This window comes from Gordonia humi (assembly GCF_014197435.1).
GTDB lineage: Bacteria > Actinomycetota > Actinomycetes > Mycobacteriales > Mycobacteriaceae > Gordonia > Gordonia humi.
Map to the genome: position 1 here is coordinate 3,921,617 of NZ_JACIFP010000001.1, position 15,217 is coordinate 3,936,833.

The 15,217-nt window shown below is 68.1% G+C and carries 16 protein-coding genes; 7 read left to right on the forward strand and 9 right to left on the reverse strand.

Features of this window, described 5'->3' with window-relative positions:
- Positions 1-4 precede the first annotated feature (4 nt).
- The 6 genes from ybeY to hrcA form a co-directional block, all read right to left on the reverse strand.
- Positions 5-550, reverse strand: a complete 546-nt coding sequence (gene ybeY / locus BKA16_RS18040; RefSeq protein ID WP_183371973.1) for an rRNA maturation RNase YbeY — start codon at positions 548-550, stop codon at positions 5-7.
- Complete coding sequence (locus tag BKA16_RS18045; protein WP_183371974.1) at positions 547-1,617, reverse strand: PhoH family protein; 1,071 nt, start codon at positions 1,615-1,617, stop codon at positions 547-549. Before BKA16_RS18045 ends, ybeY begins: the two co-directional genes overlap by 4 nt.
- 89 nt (positions 1,618-1,706) lie before the next feature.
- Positions 1,707-2,480: an alpha/beta fold hydrolase gene (locus BKA16_RS18050; RefSeq protein ID WP_183371975.1), complete on the reverse strand. Its 774-nt coding sequence runs from the start codon at positions 2,478-2,480 to the stop codon at positions 1,707-1,709.
- Positions 2,477-3,229, reverse strand: coding sequence for a 16S rRNA (uracil(1498)-N(3))-methyltransferase (locus BKA16_RS18055; RefSeq protein ID WP_183371976.1), 753 nt, complete (start codon positions 3,227-3,229; stop codon positions 2,477-2,479). The genes BKA16_RS18050 and BKA16_RS18055 overlap by 4 nt, the downstream gene beginning before the upstream one ends.
- Positions 3,226-4,383, reverse strand: a complete 1,158-nt coding sequence (gene dnaJ / locus BKA16_RS18060; RefSeq protein WP_183371977.1) for a molecular chaperone DnaJ — start codon at positions 4,381-4,383, stop codon at positions 3,226-3,228. The genes BKA16_RS18055 and dnaJ overlap by 4 nt, the downstream gene beginning before the upstream one ends.
- Positions 4,384-4,430: 47 nt before the next feature.
- Positions 4,431-5,465, reverse strand: coding sequence for a heat-inducible transcriptional repressor HrcA (gene hrcA / locus BKA16_RS18065; protein WP_183371978.1), 1,035 nt, complete (start codon positions 5,463-5,465; stop codon positions 4,431-4,433).
- Positions 5,466-5,540: 75 nt separating this feature from the next.
- On the opposite strand from hrcA, the gene BKA16_RS18070 reads away from it, so the two are divergent.
- Positions 5,541-5,975 (forward strand): type II toxin-antitoxin system VapB family antitoxin, encoded by a 435-nt coding sequence (locus BKA16_RS18070; protein WP_183371979.1) that lies wholly within the window; start codon positions 5,541-5,543, stop codon positions 5,973-5,975.
- A gap of 43 nt (positions 5,976-6,018) precedes the next feature.
- Here BKA16_RS18070 and hemW read toward each other — a convergent pair whose 3' ends face one another.
- On the reverse strand, positions 6,019-7,191 hold the full coding sequence (gene hemW, locus BKA16_RS18075) for a radical SAM family heme chaperone HemW (RefSeq protein ID WP_246372440.1): 1,173 nt from the start codon (positions 7,189-7,191) through the stop codon (positions 6,019-6,021).
- A gap of 165 nt (positions 7,192-7,356) precedes the next feature.
- On the opposite strand from hemW, the gene BKA16_RS24340 reads away from it, so the two are divergent.
- From BKA16_RS24340 to BKA16_RS18100, 6 genes are all read left to right on the forward strand, one after another.
- Positions 7,357-7,446, forward strand: coding sequence for a putative leader peptide (locus tag BKA16_RS24340; RefSeq protein WP_382425414.1), 90 nt, complete (start codon positions 7,357-7,359; stop codon positions 7,444-7,446).
- A gap of 120 nt (positions 7,447-7,566) precedes the next feature.
- Positions 7,567-9,291, forward strand: a complete 1,725-nt coding sequence (locus BKA16_RS18080) for a nitrite/sulfite reductase (protein ID WP_183371981.1) — start codon at positions 7,567-7,569, stop codon at positions 9,289-9,291.
- Between the two features lie 4 nt (positions 9,292-9,295).
- Entirely contained in the window at positions 9,296-10,048 is a 753-nt protein-coding gene (locus BKA16_RS18085; RefSeq protein WP_183371982.1) for a phosphoadenylyl-sulfate reductase, read from the forward strand.
- A complete protein-coding gene (gene cysD / locus BKA16_RS18090) occupies positions 10,045-11,004 on the forward strand; it encodes a sulfate adenylyltransferase subunit CysD (RefSeq protein WP_183371983.1) in 960 nt (319 codons plus the stop codon). Before BKA16_RS18085 ends, cysD begins: the two co-directional genes overlap by 4 nt.
- Positions 11,004-12,329, forward strand: coding sequence for a sulfate adenylyltransferase subunit 1 (locus BKA16_RS18095; RefSeq protein WP_183371984.1), 1,326 nt, complete (start codon positions 11,004-11,006; stop codon positions 12,327-12,329). Before cysD ends, BKA16_RS18095 begins: the two co-directional genes overlap by 1 nt.
- Positions 12,330-12,367: 38 nt before the next feature.
- Positions 12,368-13,150, forward strand: a complete 783-nt coding sequence (locus tag BKA16_RS18100; RefSeq protein ID WP_343067499.1) for a sirohydrochlorin chelatase — start codon at positions 12,368-12,370, stop codon at positions 13,148-13,150.
- A 53-nt stretch (positions 13,151-13,203) separates the two neighbouring features.
- On the opposite strand, the gene BKA16_RS18105 is transcribed toward BKA16_RS18100, so the two are convergent.
- Together BKA16_RS18105 and BKA16_RS18110 are read right to left on the reverse strand one after the other, a co-directional pair.
- Positions 13,204-14,127, reverse strand: a complete 924-nt coding sequence (locus BKA16_RS18105) for an alpha/beta hydrolase (protein WP_183371985.1) — start codon at positions 14,125-14,127, stop codon at positions 13,204-13,206.
- Positions 14,128-14,226: 99 nt separating this feature from the next.
- A complete protein-coding gene (locus BKA16_RS18110; RefSeq protein WP_183371986.1) occupies positions 14,227-15,216 on the reverse strand; it encodes a sulfate/molybdate ABC transporter ATP-binding protein in 990 nt (329 codons plus the stop codon).
- Between the last annotated feature and the right edge of the window lies 1 nt (position 15,217).

Genomic DNA, 15,217 nt, shown 5'->3' on the forward strand with positions numbered 1-15,217 from the left:
GAGATCAGTTCCCGGTTCCGTCACCGGAGAACCCGGTGTTGCGGAGCAGCCGTGCGTCCCGCTCGGCCTGCGCCTGCAACCGGACTCGGTCGTCACGTGCGGAGTACCAGTCGACGATGATCTGGCCCTGCAGCCCGAACATCTGCTTCTCCTCGTCCGGCTCGGCGTGATCGAAGCCGAGGAGGTGCAGCACCCCGTGGACGGTCAGGACGCCGAGTTCGTGCTCGAAGCTGTGTCGTTGGCTCTTGGCCTGCTCGGCGGCGAACTCGGGGCAGATCACGATGTCGCCGAGCATCGCCGGACCCGGATCGGCCGCGTCGGGTCGACCACCGGGGGTCAGCTCGTCCATCGGGAAGCTCATCACGTCCGTCGGGCCCGGCAGATCCATCCACTGCACGTGCAGGTCGGCCATGGTCTGCGAGTCGACGAGCGTGATCGACAGTTCGGCTCCCGGGTGGACCTCCATCCGGTTCATCGCGAAGCGGGCGGCTTCGATGACCAGTTGCTCGGGGAGTTCGACTCCCGACTCGTTGAAGAGTTCGATGCTCATCGGCGGCGTCCTCCGTCGGTGCGTCGCAGTCCCTCTCGTCGAGCGGCTCGGTTGCCCGCGGCGTGTCCCGTCGCCGACGCTCGCCCCTGTGCTTCTTCCGCACGCCCGTACGCGTCGACGATGTCGGCGACGAGACGATGACGGACGACGTCGGAGCTGGTCAGCTCGGCGAAGTGGATGTCGTCGATACCGTCCAGGATGCGGGCCGCCGCACGCAGGCCGCTGGTGGCCCCGCCCGGCAGATCGACCTGGGTGACGTCACCGGTGACCACCATCTTGGCACCGAACCCGAGCCTGGTGAGGAACATCTTCATCTGCTCGCCGGTGGTGTTCTGCGCCTCGTCGAGGATGATGAAGGCGTCGTTCAGAGTTCGGCCGCGCATGTACGCCAGCGGCGCGACCTCGATGACCCCGGCCTCCATGAGCTTCGGGATCGCCTCGGGGTCCATCATGTCGTGGAGCGCATCGTACAGTGGGCGCAGATACGGGTCGATCTTCTCATTCAGTGTTCCCGGCAGGAAGCCCAGCCGCTCTCCCGCCTCGACGGCCGGACGCGTCAGAATGATGCGCGAGACGTCTTTGCTCTGGAGCGCCTGCACGGCCTTGGCCATCGCGAGGTACGTCTTGCCGGTGCCGGCGGGACCGAGCCCGAACACGATCGTGTTCTTGTCGATCGCATCGACGTAGTGCTTCTGATTCAGTGTCTTGGGACGGATCGTCTTACCGCGCCGCGACAGGATGTCCAGGCTGAGGACCTCTGCGGGCGACTCGTCGATCGCCGTCGACAGGATCGACAGGCTCTGGCGGACCAGGTCCGGGGTCAGCGTGGTTCCCGACCGCACCACCCTCACCAGTTCGGCGATCACGCGCTCGGAGGCGGCGACGTCGGCCGGTACGCCCTTGAGTGTGATCCGGTTGCCGCGGACGTGGATGTCGGCGGGCAGTTGCGCTTCGAGGGTCCGTAGATTGACGTCTGTCGCGCCGAGCAGGCCGACCGCAAGGTCCTGCGGCACCTCGATTCTCGAGCTCGTCACCGCGGCGGCCGGGTCGCGGCCATCGTCACTCACTGAATACGTCACTCCTCGACGTTCGTCTCGTCCCCGCGTGTGCGGGGGCATCTGCCATAGTATCGCCGTCGCGCGATGCCGCCACGGAGTTAAATCCCCAGCACCCGCAGCGTCTGCCGCGTCGCGGCCGACCGCGGGTCCACGAAGGCGTCGTGTCCGCCGTCGGCCACCTCGTACAGCGCCGCCGACTGGCCGCGGGAGAGTGCGTCATCGACATAGCGACGGCTCGCCTCCAGCGGGACAGCCTCGTCCTGCACCGTGTGAATCACCGCGACGGTCGAGCCGAACGGCTCCTGTGTCGACGGAGACGCCTCCCGGTAGCGCTCCGGGATCTGCGCGAACGGCGCGCCCATCAACTCGACGACCGACGGACGGTCCCACCCGCCGGTCTCGGTGAAGTCCAGGACCGGCGACTGCGCGACGACCGTCGGGAAGGCGAATCGCCGTGTGGCGCCGCGCAGGCGTGCCGCCGCGTAGACCGCCAGCTGTCCGCCGGCCGAATGTCCGACGATGGCCGCGTGCGCGTGGTCGACGACTGTGCCCGCCGCCTCGATGTGCTCGGAGACCCGGCCGTCGAGCGCTCCGATCGCGTCGACGACGTCACGGCCGGTGGTCGGCCAGCCGCCGCCCGGCTCACCGACCCTGCGGTATTCGATGTTCCACACCACGACGCCGCGGCGCGCGAGCATCCGCGCGACACCGGTGTAGACGACCAGCGAATAGTCGGTCGACCAGTATCCGCCGTGAACCATCACCACGACCGGCGCCGGAGCGTCTCCGAGGTCGGCGGCGTCGGGAAGGTAGAGGTGTCCGAACGTGCTGGCGTGGTCGCCGTAGGGGATCTTCACCCGGCGCGCGCTCACCTGGCCCAACGCCCTGTGACGGCTCCCAGGGCACCGAGTGCCACGGCACCCGCGGCAGCGGTCCGCAGCACCTCGGGGCCGAGGACCACGGCTTCGCCGCCCAACGCGGTCAGATCCGCGATCTCGACGTCGTCGAGTCCGCCTTCGGGGCCGATCACCAGGACGATCTCGCCCGCGCTCGCGAAGTCAACGGATGCGAACGGCGTCGCTCCGTCCTCGTGCAGCAGGGCGACGACGCCGCCGTCGCCGACCACCTGCGAACACTTGTCACGCACGTCGGTGGTCGTGGCCAGGTCGGTGACCTCCGGGATCCACGCCCGACGCGCCTGCTTCGCCGCCGTCGCGGCCGTCGCACGCCATTTCGCGACGCCGCGTTCGACCTTGGACCCGGTCCACCGCGACACGCAGCGCGCGGCCTGCCACGGCACGATCGCGTCGACGCCCGCCTCGGTCATGAGGTCAACGGCGAGTTCGGCTCGCTCGGACTTCGGCAGCGCCTGCACGACGGTCACCAGTGGTTTCGGCCGGGTGACGAACTCGACACGACCTGCGCGGACGGTCATCCGCTCCTTGCCCGAGACGTCGACCACCTCGCAGTCGGCGAGGTTCCCGCGACCGTCCCCGAGGATCACCGACTGTCCGCGCTTGATGCGGGTGACGGTCACCGCGTGGCGTCCCTCCGAGCCGGACACCGTCGCGGTCTGTCCCGCGGGCGGTATCTCGTCGACCCAGAAGAGCGGCGGGGTCATCGGCCTGCGAAGGCGTTGCGCAGCTTGGAGAAGAGTCCGCCCGAACCGGCCGACCTCGAGCCCGCGCTGACGAGCTCGACGTCGTCGCCGATCGCCTCGCGCAGTTGTTTGAGCAGATCGGTCTGGGTGGAGTCGAGCTTGCGGGGCACCACGACGTCCAGGTGCGCGTGCAGATCTCCGCGGGTGCCGGTGTTCAGGTGCGGCATGCCGTGTCCGCGGACCTTGACCACCGATCCCGGCTGAGTGCCCGACTCCACGGTGACGGTCGCGACGGTGTCGAGGACCGTCGGCACCTCGATCTCGGTGCCGAGCGCGGCGTCGGCCACGGGCACGCGGATCGTGCAGTGCAGGTCGTCGCCGTCGCGCACGAAAGTGTCGTCGGCGGCCTCGCTGACCTCCACGTACAGATCGCCCGCGGGGCCGCCGCCTGGGCCGACCTCGCCCTGACCGGTCAATCGGACGCGCATGCCCTCCTGCACGCCTGCCGGAATCTTCACGGTCAGCGTGCGCCGGGAACGGACGCGGCCGTCGCCGCCGCATTTGAGACAGGGGTCCGGGATGGTCTCGCCGTCGCCGTGGCATTCGGGGCATTCGCGGACGGTCATCACCTGACCGAGGAACGACCGCTGCACGGCCTGGATCTCGCCCGCGCCCTTACAGGTGGCGCAGGTGACCGGGGTGGAGTCGCCGCGGGTTCCCGAACCGGTGCACGAATCGCACAGCACGGCGGTGTCGACGGTGATCTCCTTGCGGGCGCCCTCGGCGATCTCGTCGAGGTTCAGCGTGACGCCTACCAGCGCCGCCTCACCCGGGCGGACACGCCCGCGCGGACCGCGGCCGCCGCCGAAACCGCCGCCGCCACCACCCCCGAAAAAGGTCTGAAAGATGTCACCGAGCCCTCCGGAGCCGAACGGGTCGCCGCCGAAGCCGCCCTGGCCCGGGCCTGCGAGCGGATCTCCGCCCGCGTCCACGACGCGCCGCTTCTCCGGATCCGACAGCACCTCGTAGGCGGTCGTCACCTCTTTGAAGCGGTCCTCGGCATCCGGATTGACGTCCGGGTGCAGTTCGCGGGCGAGTTTGCGGTACGCACGCTTGATCTCTTGATCGGTCGCTCCCTGAGCGACGCCGAGGGTTCCGTAGTAGTCACGAGCCACAGTGAGTACAGTCCTTCACTTCACGTTTTTCTGTCGGTCGGCCGGTCTCAACGGTCGGCGAGCACTTCGCCGACGTATTTCGCAACTGCTGCCACCGACGCGATTGTTCCCGGATAGTCCATCCGGGTGGGTCCCACCACACCGACGCTGCCGAACACAGTGCCCGAAGCACCGTACCCGGTCGACACGACCGACGTGTTGCGCAGGTTCTCGGTATTGGTCTCCTCACCGATCTGAACGGTGACCTGTCCGGTCCGCTGAGTGTGCGCGAGAAGCTTGAGGACCACCACCTGTTCCTCGAGCGCCTCCAGTACCGTGTCCATTCCCCCGGTGGCCGGGGTGAAGTCGGCGGCCGACCGCGCCAGATTCGATGTCCCGCCCAGCAGCAGGCGGTCCTCCCCGCGTTCGACGAGAGTCTCGACCAGCACGGTGGCGATGGTCACGACGGGTTCGCGCAACTCCGACGGCGCCTGCGAGGCGAGTTCGGCGACGGCGACCGACGCGTCTTCGAGTCGTTGTCCGTCGAGCGCTCGCGAGAACATCGTCCGCAGACTCGCGAGCGTGTCGTCGTCGATCGCCTCGCGCAGCGTCACCATGCGCTGTTCGACACGCCCGGTGTCGGTGATGACGACCAGCAGCAGACGCGACGGGCTCAGCGCCACCACTTCGAGGTGTCGGACGCGGGCGGTCGAGAGGACCGGGTACTGAATGACCGCGACCTGCCTGGTGAGCTGGGCCAGGAGCTTGACGCTACGGCGCAGGACGTCGTCGAGGTCGACTCCGGAGTCCAGGACCGACAGGATGGCGCGTCGTTCGGCCGACGACAGCGGTTTGATCTCGCTGATCCTGTCGACGAACAGGCGGTATCCCTTGTCGGTGGGTACCCGGCCGGAACTGGTGTGGGTCTGAGTGATGTAACCCTGTTCCTCCAGAACAGCCATGTCGTTTCGGACCGTGGCGCTGGAGACGCCGAGGTGGTGGCGGTCGACGAGAGCCTTCGACCCGACTGGTTCCTGACTGGCGACGAAGTCTGTGACAATGGCGTGGAGAATCTCGAAGCGGCGGTCGTCGGTGGTCGACACGGGCGTCTCCTCGCACAGTTTGCATACAGTGATCTACGACCATCTTACGAAACCGGCGGAAAGACCAGGCGCACGATGATCTTCAAAGGGGTACGCGAGGGCAAGCCCTACCCTGATCACGGCCTGTCACCGCGCGAATGGGCCAAGATCCCGCCGCGCCAGTTCCGCCTGGATCAGCTCACGACGGTCACGACCGTCCTCGCACTCGACAAGCTGCTGGCCGAGGACTCCACGTTCTACGGGGACCTGTTCGCCCACATCGTGCAGTTCGAGGGCGTCATGTATCTCGAGGACGGTCTCCACCGCGCCGTGCGTTCGGCGTTGCGGAACAGGACGCTGATCCACGCGCGCCTGTTCGACCTCGACGATCACCTCGCCCGGTTCGGTTCGGTCCCCGGTGCAGACACATCCGGGCTGGAGACGACCGCGCCGATCGCACCGGTCTCCGCACCGCTGCCCGTCCACCCGCGTCGCGTGCGGGCCACCGGCGCGCATCGCCTTCCGGACTAGCCCCGGCTCCGGCAAGACCCCACGCCTGCTCACCCCAGGATGGTCACCCCAGGATGTCGCGCACCACACCGTCGGCGAGCAGCCGACCGCGGTCGGTGAGGACATAGGCGTTACCGGCCGTCCGCAACAGACCGGACACCACCGCGACGTCTGCTCGGGCGCGTTCGCGCTCGTCCAGGAACGACGCCGCCAGCCCCTCGCGCATCCGGAGCCGGAGCATGACCGCCTCCGTGTGCGCATCGTCGACGGTGAGGATCTCCTGCCCGCCGATCGGCAGCAGTCCTTGATCCAGGGACGCCGAATACGTCGCCGGGTGCTTCTGGTTCCACCATCGGACGCCGTTCACGTGCGAGTGCGCACCCGGGCCGACCCCCCACCAGTCGTCGCTGCGCCAGTACATCTCGTTGTGCCGGCACGCCGAGTCGAGCTCCGGCAGCCCCGAATCGGTGTTCGCGCGCGCCCAGTTCGACACCTCGTACCAGGTCATGCCCGCCTCGGACAGTCGCGCGTCGAGCATCTCGTAGCGGGCGGCGAGCACGTCGTCGTCGGGCATCGGCACTTCGCCGCGACGGACCTTGCGCGCGAACGCCGTTCCGTCTTCGACGATCAACGCGTACGCCGACACGTGGTCGATCGGCACCGACAGCACGGCGTCGATCGAGGCCGCCAGGTCCTCGTCGCGCTCGCCCGGCGTCCCGTAGATCAGATCCAGGTTCAGATGGTCGAAGCCCGCGGCCGCCGCCTCCCGGGCCGCAGCGAGCGCCCGCCCCGGCGTGTGCGTTCGGTCGAGCACCGAAAGCACATGCGGCGCAGCCGATTGCATACCGAGGGAGATACGGGTGAACCCCGCCTCGTGGAGAGTGGAGAAGAACTCCGGAGACGTCGACTCCGGATTCGACTCGGTCGTCACCTCGGCACCGGACGCGAGGTCGAAACTGTCGCGCACCGCGCCGAGGAGGGCCGCGAGTCCGTCGCCGCCCAGCAGCGACGGTGTGCCGCCGCCGACGAAGATCGTGGAGACCTTCCTCACAGGAGACAGCAGGGACGCGGCCCGATCGAGTTCGGCTCGCACCCCCTCCATCCACGACTGCGGAGAGGACGAGGATCCCAGCTCTCCCGCCGTGTACGTGTTGAAGTCGCAGTAGCCGCATCGGGTCGCGCAGAACGGGACGTGCAGGTAGAGCCCGAGCGGACGCGCCCGATCGACCTCACCCATCGCCGCCAGAGCCTGATCGGAGAGCGGTTGCGGGGCCTGTCGATTCACCACCTCACCATGATGGCCTACCGTGCGCCTTCGCATCCCCTCGCCCGGCCGTACGCCTTAATCCTCGCCGTGAGAAAAAATAACCGCAAGTAGACGCGTTGTGGCAGGCGTGGCATGATGGTCGACGTGACTATCTCCGGAGTGTTGCTCGTTCAGCGGCGACACATCGACCTCAAGCGCGTCAACAGCGCATTCTGTCGGCTCTGACCGACGGTCGTTCCGGCATTCCCGCTGTATTCAGCGAGCCGAGTTCACGTCACCTTCACCCCTGAGTTCCAGCCCAACGTCGTGCTGCGCGTCTGCGCACGCATGCCATCAGGAGATCCGATGACGCTCACCTCCACCGAGTCGGCCGATCAGGCCGCCGAGGCCCCGGCCGCCGCGCCGCGCAAGCGCGCCCGGCCCACCAAGCGCAAGTCCGAAGGCCAGTGGGCCCTCGGGTACCGCACCCCGCTCAATCCGAACGAGCAGTCCAAGCGCGACGACAATCCGCTCAACGTGCGGCGGCGCATCATCGACACCTACCAGCACGTCGGCTTCGACGGCATCGACAAGGCCGACCTCCGCGGCCGCTTCCGTTGGATGGGCCTGTACACCCAGCGCGCCGACGGATACGACGGCACGTACAGCCACGACGACTACGCGGATGTCATCGAGGCCCCGTACTTCATGATGCGGGTGCGCACCGACGGCGGCCAGCTCACGATTCCCCAGGTCCGCACCCTGGCGGGGATCTCGCGCGACTTCGCACGCGGCACCGCCGACGTCACCGACCGCCAGAACCTCCAGTACCACTGGATCGAGATCGAGAACGTGCCGGAGATCTGGCGTCGTCTCGAAGAGGTCGGCATGGAGACCACCGAGGCGTGCGGCGACTGCCCCCGCGGCATGCTCGGCTCCCCGCTCGCGGGTCTGTCGGTCGACGAGGTCCTCGATGCGAGTCCCGCGCTCGCCGAGATCAAACGTCGGTACATCGGGAATCCCGAGTACTCGAACCTGCCGCGCAAGTTCAAGACGGCGATCTCCGGTCTGCAGGACGTGGTCCACGAGATCAACGACGTCAGCTTCGTCGGCGTGAACCACCCCGAGCACGGACCCGGCCTCGATCTCTGGGTCGGCGGCGGACTGTCGACCAACCCGATGCTCGCTCAGCGCCTCGGCGCGTGGATCCCGCTCGACGAGGTCCCCGACGTCTGGGAGGGCGTCGTCGCGATCTTCCGCGACTACGGCTACCGTCGCCTGCGCTCCAAGGCACGCCTGAAGTTCCTGCTCAAGGACTGGGGTCCGGAGAAGTTCCGTCAGGTGCTCGAGGACGAGTACTTGAAGCGCAAGCTGATCGACGGTCCGGCTCCGGAGGCACCGAAGCAGCCCCTCGACCACGTCGGCATCACCAAGCAGAAGAACGGGAAGTACGCGGTCGGCTTCTCCGCCGTCTCGGGTCGGCTCTCGGACACCGTCCTCGACGCCGTCGCCGACGCCGCCGAGGCCGCGGGCAGCGACAGCGTCCGGTTCACGCCGTACCAGAAGCTCGTCGTCGTGAACGTCGACGAGGACAAGGTCCGTCAGCTCGAAGACGCACTGCTGGCCGTCGGCCTGCAGTCCAAGCCGTCGAACTGGCGCCGCAACCTGATCGCCTGCACCGGCCTGGAGTACTGCAAGCTCTCCTTCACCGAGACCCGCAGCCGCTCGCAGAACCTGGTGCCGGAGATGGAGGCGCGTCTGGCCGAGCTCAATGCCGAACTCGACGTGCCGGTCACCATCAACTTCAACGGCTGCCCCAACTCCTGCGCCCGCGTGCAGGTGGCCGACATCGGTCTCAAGGGTCAGCTCATCGACGAGGGCGGCACCCCGGTCGAGGGTTTTCAGGTGCACCTGGGCGGCAGCCTCGGATTCGACAGCGGCTTCGGCCGCAAACTGCGACAGCACAAGATCTACGCGCACGAGGCCACCGACTACATCGAGCGCCTGGTCCGCAACTTCATCGACGACCGCACCCCGGGCGAGCGTTTCGCCGAGTGGACGGTCCGCGCCGACGACGAGAAGCTGAGGTAGAGGCATGACTGTGGATCTCGACTCCGCTCGATCGACAGAGAAGGACATCGACGAACTCCGCGCGATCGCCGAGGCGGGCGCCGCCGAACTCGGCCCCGACGCCGGTGCGGCCGAGCTCCTGCGCTGGACGGCGCAGACCTTCGGCACCGAGTTCATCATCGCCGCCAACATGCAGGACGCGGTCCTCATCGACGTCGCCGACAAGGCGATCACCGACAAGGACACCGTCGGCGGCAGGCTGAAGGCCCTGTTCCTGGACACCGGGTACCACTTCGCCGAGACACTCGGCACACGCGATGCGGTGACCAGCGTGTACGACCTCGAGTTGCTCAACGTGACGCCCGAGCAGACCGTGGAGCAGCAGGACGAGCTCGTCGGCCGGAATCTGTTCGCGTCCGATCCCGGCGAGTGCTGCCGCCTGCGCAAGGTGGTGCCGCTCAAGGCGTCGCTCGCACCGTACCGTGCCTGGGTCACCGGCATCCGTCGCGTGGAGGCGCCCACCCGCGCCAACGCACCGCTCATCTCGTTCGACGAGGGCTTCGGGCTGGTCAAGATCAACCCGCTCGCCGCCTGGACCGACGAGGAGTTCCAGGAGTACATCGACGCGAACGGCGTCCTCGTCAACCCCCTGGTCGACGAGGGCTACCCCTCCATCGGGTGCGAGCCGTGCACCGTCAAACCGAAAGCCGGAGAAGATCCGCGCAGCGGCCGTTGGGCCGGGCGCACCAAGACAGAATGCGGGTTGCACGCGTCATGACCATCTCTGATAAGACCTCCCTCGCACCGCTCGACCGCGCCGCTCCCGTGGCCGCCTCGGCAGACGAGTTCACCACCCTCGACGCCCTCGAGTCCGAGTCGATCCACATCTTCCGCGAGGTCGCGGGCGAGTTCGAGCGTCCGGTGATCCTGTTCTCCGGCGGCAAGGACTCCACTCTGCTGCTGCACCTGGCGCTCAAGGCGTTCTGGCCGGCACCGCTCCCCTTCTCGCTGCTGCACGTGGACACCGGCCACAATCTGCCGGAGATCATCAAGTTCCGCGACGAGATCGTCGAGCGTCACAACCTGCGCCTGCACGTGGCGAAGGTCGAGGACTACCTCGCCGACGGCCGCCTCACCGAACGTCCCGACGGCATCCGCAACCCGCTGCAGACCATCCCGCTGCTCGACGGCATCACCGAGAACCGTTTCGACGCGGTGTTCGGCGGCGCGCGCCGCGACGAGGAGCGCGCCCGCGCCAAGGAGCGGATCTTCTCGCTGCGCAACGCGTTCGGCCAGTGGGACCCGAAGCGTCAGCGTCCCGAGCTGTGGAACCTGTACAACGGTCGCCACGCCCCGGGCGAGCACGTACGCGTGTTCCCGCTCAGCAACTGGACCGAGCTGGACGTGTGGCGCTACATCGCCCGCGAATCGGTGCTTCTGGCGCCCCTGTATTACGCGCACGAGCGCGAGGTCTACGAGCGTGACGGCATGTGGATGACGTCCGGCCCGTGGGGCGGACCCCGCGAGGGCGAGACCGTCGAGACCCGCATGGTGCGTTACCGCACCGTCGGCGACGGCTCCACCACCGGCGCGGTGCTGTCCGAGGCCGTCGACAACGAAGCTGTTCTGGCCGAGGTCGCGGCGTCGCGCCTCACCGAACGCGGCGCCACTCGTGGTGACGACCGCGTCTCCGAGGCCGCCATGGAAGACCGCAAGCGTGAAGGATATTTCTGATGACTGCATCGAATGCGGGGCTCGCCCCGGCCGCCCCCGACCTGCTCCGCATCGCCACGGCGGGCAGCGTCGACGACGGCAAGTCGACTCTCGTCGGCCGCCTGCTGTTCGACACCAAGTCGGTGCTCGCCGATCAGATCGACGCCGTCACCAAGGCCTCGGTCGACCGCGGCATGGACACGCCGGACCTCTCGCTGCTGGTGGACGGTCTGCGCGCCGAGCGTGAGCAGGGCATCACGATCGACGTGGCCTACCGCTACTTCGCGACGCCGAACCGCTCGTTCGTTCTGGCCGACACACCGGGCCACGTCCAGTACACCCGCAACACGGTGTCGGGCGCGTCCACCGCGCAACTGGTGATCCTGCTGGTCGACGCGCGGACCGGCGTCGTCGCACAGACTCGCCGCCACGCCGCGGTCATGGCCCTGCTGGGCGTTCCGCGCCTGGTGTTGGCGGTCAACAAGATCGACCTCGTCGACGATGCCGCCGAGGTGTTCGCGCAGATCTCGGCCGAGTTCAATCAGGTCACCGCGGCCCTCGGCTACCGACCCGAGCAGGTCCAGGAGATCCCGGTCTCCGCCCTGCACGGCGACAATGTCGCGATCAGGTCGGAGAACACTCCGTACTACGACGGCCCGACCCTGATCGAGCACCTGGAGACGGTCCCGAACACGATCGACCGCACCCCGGTCGGTCTACGGTTCCCGGTCCAGTACGTGATCCGTCCGCGCACCCCCGAGTACCTCGACTACCGCGGATACGCCGGTCTGATCGCCGCCGGGCGCGTCTCGGTGGGCGACGAGATCGTCGTGCAGCCGTCGGGCATCCGGTCGCGGATCGCGAAGATCGACACCGCCGACGGCGAACTGCAGACCGCGCACACCGGCCGCAGCGTCACGCTGCTGCTGACCGACGACGTCGACGTCTCGCGGGGCGATCTGATCGCGTCGGTCGCCGATGCACCCGAGCCTGCTCAAGAGTTCTCCGCGACGGTGTGCTGGCTGGCCGAGAAGGCACTGCGTCCCGGTGCGCGACTGCTCCTCAAGCACGGTACGAAGACCACGCAGGTCATCATCTCCTCATTGGACGCCCTGTTCGACGAGCAGAACCTCGCGGTGTCGGATGCTCCGGAGTCGGTCGAGCTCAATCAGATCGGCCGCATCTCGATGATGACGGCCGAGCCGATCGCCGCCGACGACTACCAGACCGACCGCGAGTCGGGCAGCTTCCTGATCATCGATCCGCAGGGCGGCAACACTCTCGGCGCCGGACTGATCGGTGACGCCCTCGCACCGCTGCACCTGTCCGAGGCCGTCGCGGTCTGATGAGTTCTGCCCGCTGGTCGAGTGACGACGCTGCGAGCGTGCGAACAGCGACCGCGCGTCGGGAACGCTGCACGGCCGACGGGGGCGAGCACATGGCGGCGGCGAGCACTCTCGTACTCGCCGCGCACGGCAGCCGAGACCCGCGTTTCGACGCCACCGCTCGCCGGGTGGCCGACGCCGTCCGCGTCGCGCTGCCCGGTGTGCGGATCGAACTCGCCTACCTCGATCTGAACGAGCCGTTGATCGGTGACGTGCTCGCCCGTCTGACCGGCGACGCCGTCGTGGTTCCGCTGCTGTTCGGCAATGGTTTCCACGGCAAGATCGACCTGCCGGGGATGCTGGCCGCCGCCCGCTCGACGAATCCGTCACTGTCGGTCCACCAGACCGACGTGGTCGGTGTCGCCTCGCCCGTGCCCGCCCTGGTCGACCGTCTCGCCGAGGCCGGTCTGTCCGGCGACGACGGTGTCCTGATGATCGCCGTCGGCTCGTCCGATCCGTCGTCGGACGCCTCGATCGCCGCGCGCGCCGACGAACTGTCCGCGACGCTGGGGCGCCCCGTGGAACTGGTGTTCGCGACACGCATCGGGTGTGACGGCGCCGTCGTGCGCCAGGCCGTCGACCGGCTGCTGGCCCGCGGATGCTCCCGCGTGGCCCTCAGCCCGTTGTTCCTCTCCGCGGGGCTCCTGACCGAGCGCGTCGAGCGCGTGCTCGACTCCCTCGCCGCCCCGGCGATCGTCGCGGGCCCGGTGGGTGCGCATCGGGCGCTGATCGCCTCGATCCTGGCGCGGTACTCCCGCCACGACGCCGTCGTACCGGCTTGACCGGTGGTTCCGATGTCGGGTGTGGACATCGGAACCACCGGCCCAGGCGTGCCTCAGTCCTGTTCGAAGACCCCGTCCAGATACTCGCCGATGTCGTCGACGGCCGTCCTGCCGAGGCCGGTGGCTCCCGCGAGGTTCGCGACGAAACCGTGCACCTGACCGTCGTACCGGCGGGCCTGGACGTCGACGCCCGCATCCGCGAGACGCTGGGCGTACACCTCGCCCTGATCGCGCAGCGGGTCGTACTCCGCGGTGACGACGAATGCCGGTGCGACACCGGCCAGATCGTCGACGAGCATCGGCGACGCCCGCCAGTCGGACGGATCGGAGGGATAGTTCTTTCCGAACCAGCGCAGCAGATCCTTGGTCAGGAACTTGCCCTCGCCGTTCTCCTTGAGCGACGGATACGGTCGGGAGATGTCGGTGGCCGGATAGATCAAGACCTGCGCGGCCAGGCCCGGACCGTTGTCACGGGCGTCGATCGCGACGCACGCCGACAGGTTGCCGCCCGCGCTGTCGCCGCCGACCGCGATGCGCGACGGGTCGCCGTTCAGTTCGGCGGCGTGTTCGCCCACCCAGCGGGTGACGGCGATCGCGTCGTCGGTGGCGGCCGGGAACAGGTTCTCCGGGCCCTTGCGGTAGTCCACGGAGACGACGACCGCACCGATCTGGTCGCACCACACCGAGCACGGACCGTGCACCGATTCCGGAGAGCCGACGACGAACCCGCCGCCGGGGAAGTACACGAACACCGGGAACGGACCGTCTCCGGTCGGCGTGTACACCCGCACCGCGATGTCGCCCGCGGGCCCGGGAATCGTCCGTTCGGCGACGTCCGCGACCTCCACCGGAGCGATCCCCGAACGCGTGCTCATCCGGTCGAACGCGATACGGGCGTCCTCCACCGACATCTCGTGCATCGGACGGCCTTTCGCGATCGCATCGAGGAAGGCCTGGGTGGTCGGGTCGATCGGCATACGGTGTCCCCTTCGGGTGGGTCGGTTCGAGTCCGCTCCCAGTCTGCCGCATCTCCGACGCCCGCCGGACACCACCGGCCCGACGTCGGAATCGACGGCTCAGTCCAACTGCGGCACCTTGGTCGCCCGCGCGTAGATCGACTCCCCCACTACGAGTCCGAGAGCGTTCTGGTCGCCACGAGTGATCTGGGCGAGGAACTCCTCCCCCGTCGCCGCGGCCTTCAACTCGACGCGGATCTCGAAGCCGAGATTCACCACGCGGAGCACCTGCGCCTTGACCACGCCGGTGTCGAGTGAGGAGTCCGGTCCCGGGAAGACCATCTCGGGAGTACGTCCCAGACGGATGTCGTGCGGCCGGACGAGTTCGCCGTTGAGTTTGGACACCGAGCCGAGGAACGATGCGACGAACACGTTGTCCGGGTGGTCGTACAACTCGTCGGGTGTGCCGATCTGCTCGATGCGCCCCTTGTTGAGCACGGCGATCCGGTCGGAGACGTCCAACGCCTCCTGCTGGTCATGAGTCACCAGGACCGTCGTCACGTGCACGGTGTCGTGCAGGTTCCGCAGCCATTTACGAAGGTCCTCACGCACTTTCGCGTCGAGGGCGCCGAACGGTTCGTCGAGCAGCAGCACCTGCGGATCGACGGCGAGAGCCCGCGCCAACGCCATCCGCTGACGCTGGCCTCCCGAGAGCTGCGCCGGATACCGCTTCTGGAAGACGGTCAGACCGACGATGTCGAGCAGCTCGTCGACCTTGGCCTTGATCTCGTTCTTCGGCCTCTTCCGGATCTTCATGCCGAAGGCGATGTTGTCGCGGACGGTCAGGTGTTTGAACGCCGCGTAGTGCTGGAACACGAAACCGATGTCCCGCTGCTGAGGCGACGCCTTCGACACGTCCCGGCCGTTGATCTTGACCGTGCCCGAGTCGAGCGTGTCCAGACCGGCGATCGACCGCAGGAGGGTCGACTTGCCGGAGCCGGACGGACCGAGCAGCGATGTCAGCGAGCCCTCCGGAATGTCGATGGACACGTCGTCGAGGGCAGCGAACTCGCCGTAGCGCTTGTTGGCGCCGATCACCGAGATGGACATG

What these genes read in the sequence shown, in the direction of transcription:
- BKA16_RS18080 (WP_183371981.1), top strand. Translation starts at nt 7,567, where the DNA reads ATGACGCTCACCTCCACCGAGTCGGCCGATCAGGCCGCCGAGGCCCCG.
- BKA16_RS18055 (WP_183371976.1), bottom strand. Translation starts at nt 3,229, where the DNA reads ATGACCCCGCCGCTCTTCTGGGTCGACGAGATACCGCCCGCGGGACAG.
- BKA16_RS18110 (WP_183371986.1), bottom strand. Translation starts at nt 15,216, where the DNA reads ATGTCCATCTCGGTGATCGGCGCCAACAAGCGCTACGGCGAGTTCGCT.
- BKA16_RS18070 (WP_183371979.1), top strand. Translation starts at nt 5,541, where the DNA reads ATGATCTTCAAAGGGGTACGCGAGGGCAAGCCCTACCCTGATCACGGC.
- cysD (WP_183371983.1), top strand. Translation starts at nt 10,045, where the DNA reads ATGACCATCTCTGATAAGACCTCCCTCGCACCGCTCGACCGCGCCGCT.
- hemW (WP_246372440.1), bottom strand. Translation starts at nt 7,191, where the DNA reads ATGGGTGAGGTCGATCGGGCGCGTCCGCTCGGGCTCTACCTGCACGTC.
- BKA16_RS18105 (WP_183371985.1), bottom strand. Translation starts at nt 14,127, where the DNA reads ATGCCGATCGACCCGACCACCCAGGCCTTCCTCGATGCGATCGCGAAA.
- ybeY (WP_183371973.1), bottom strand. Translation starts at nt 550, where the DNA reads ATGAGCATCGAACTCTTCAACGAGTCGGGAGTCGAACTCCCCGAGCAA.
- BKA16_RS18095 (WP_183371984.1), top strand. Translation starts at nt 11,004, where the DNA reads ATGACTGCATCGAATGCGGGGCTCGCCCCGGCCGCCCCCGACCTGCTC.
- BKA16_RS24340 (WP_382425414.1), top strand. Translation starts at nt 7,357, where the DNA reads ATGGTCGACGTGACTATCTCCGGAGTGTTGCTCGTTCAGCGGCGACAC.
- BKA16_RS18085 (WP_183371982.1), top strand. Translation starts at nt 9,296, where the DNA reads ATGACTGTGGATCTCGACTCCGCTCGATCGACAGAGAAGGACATCGAC.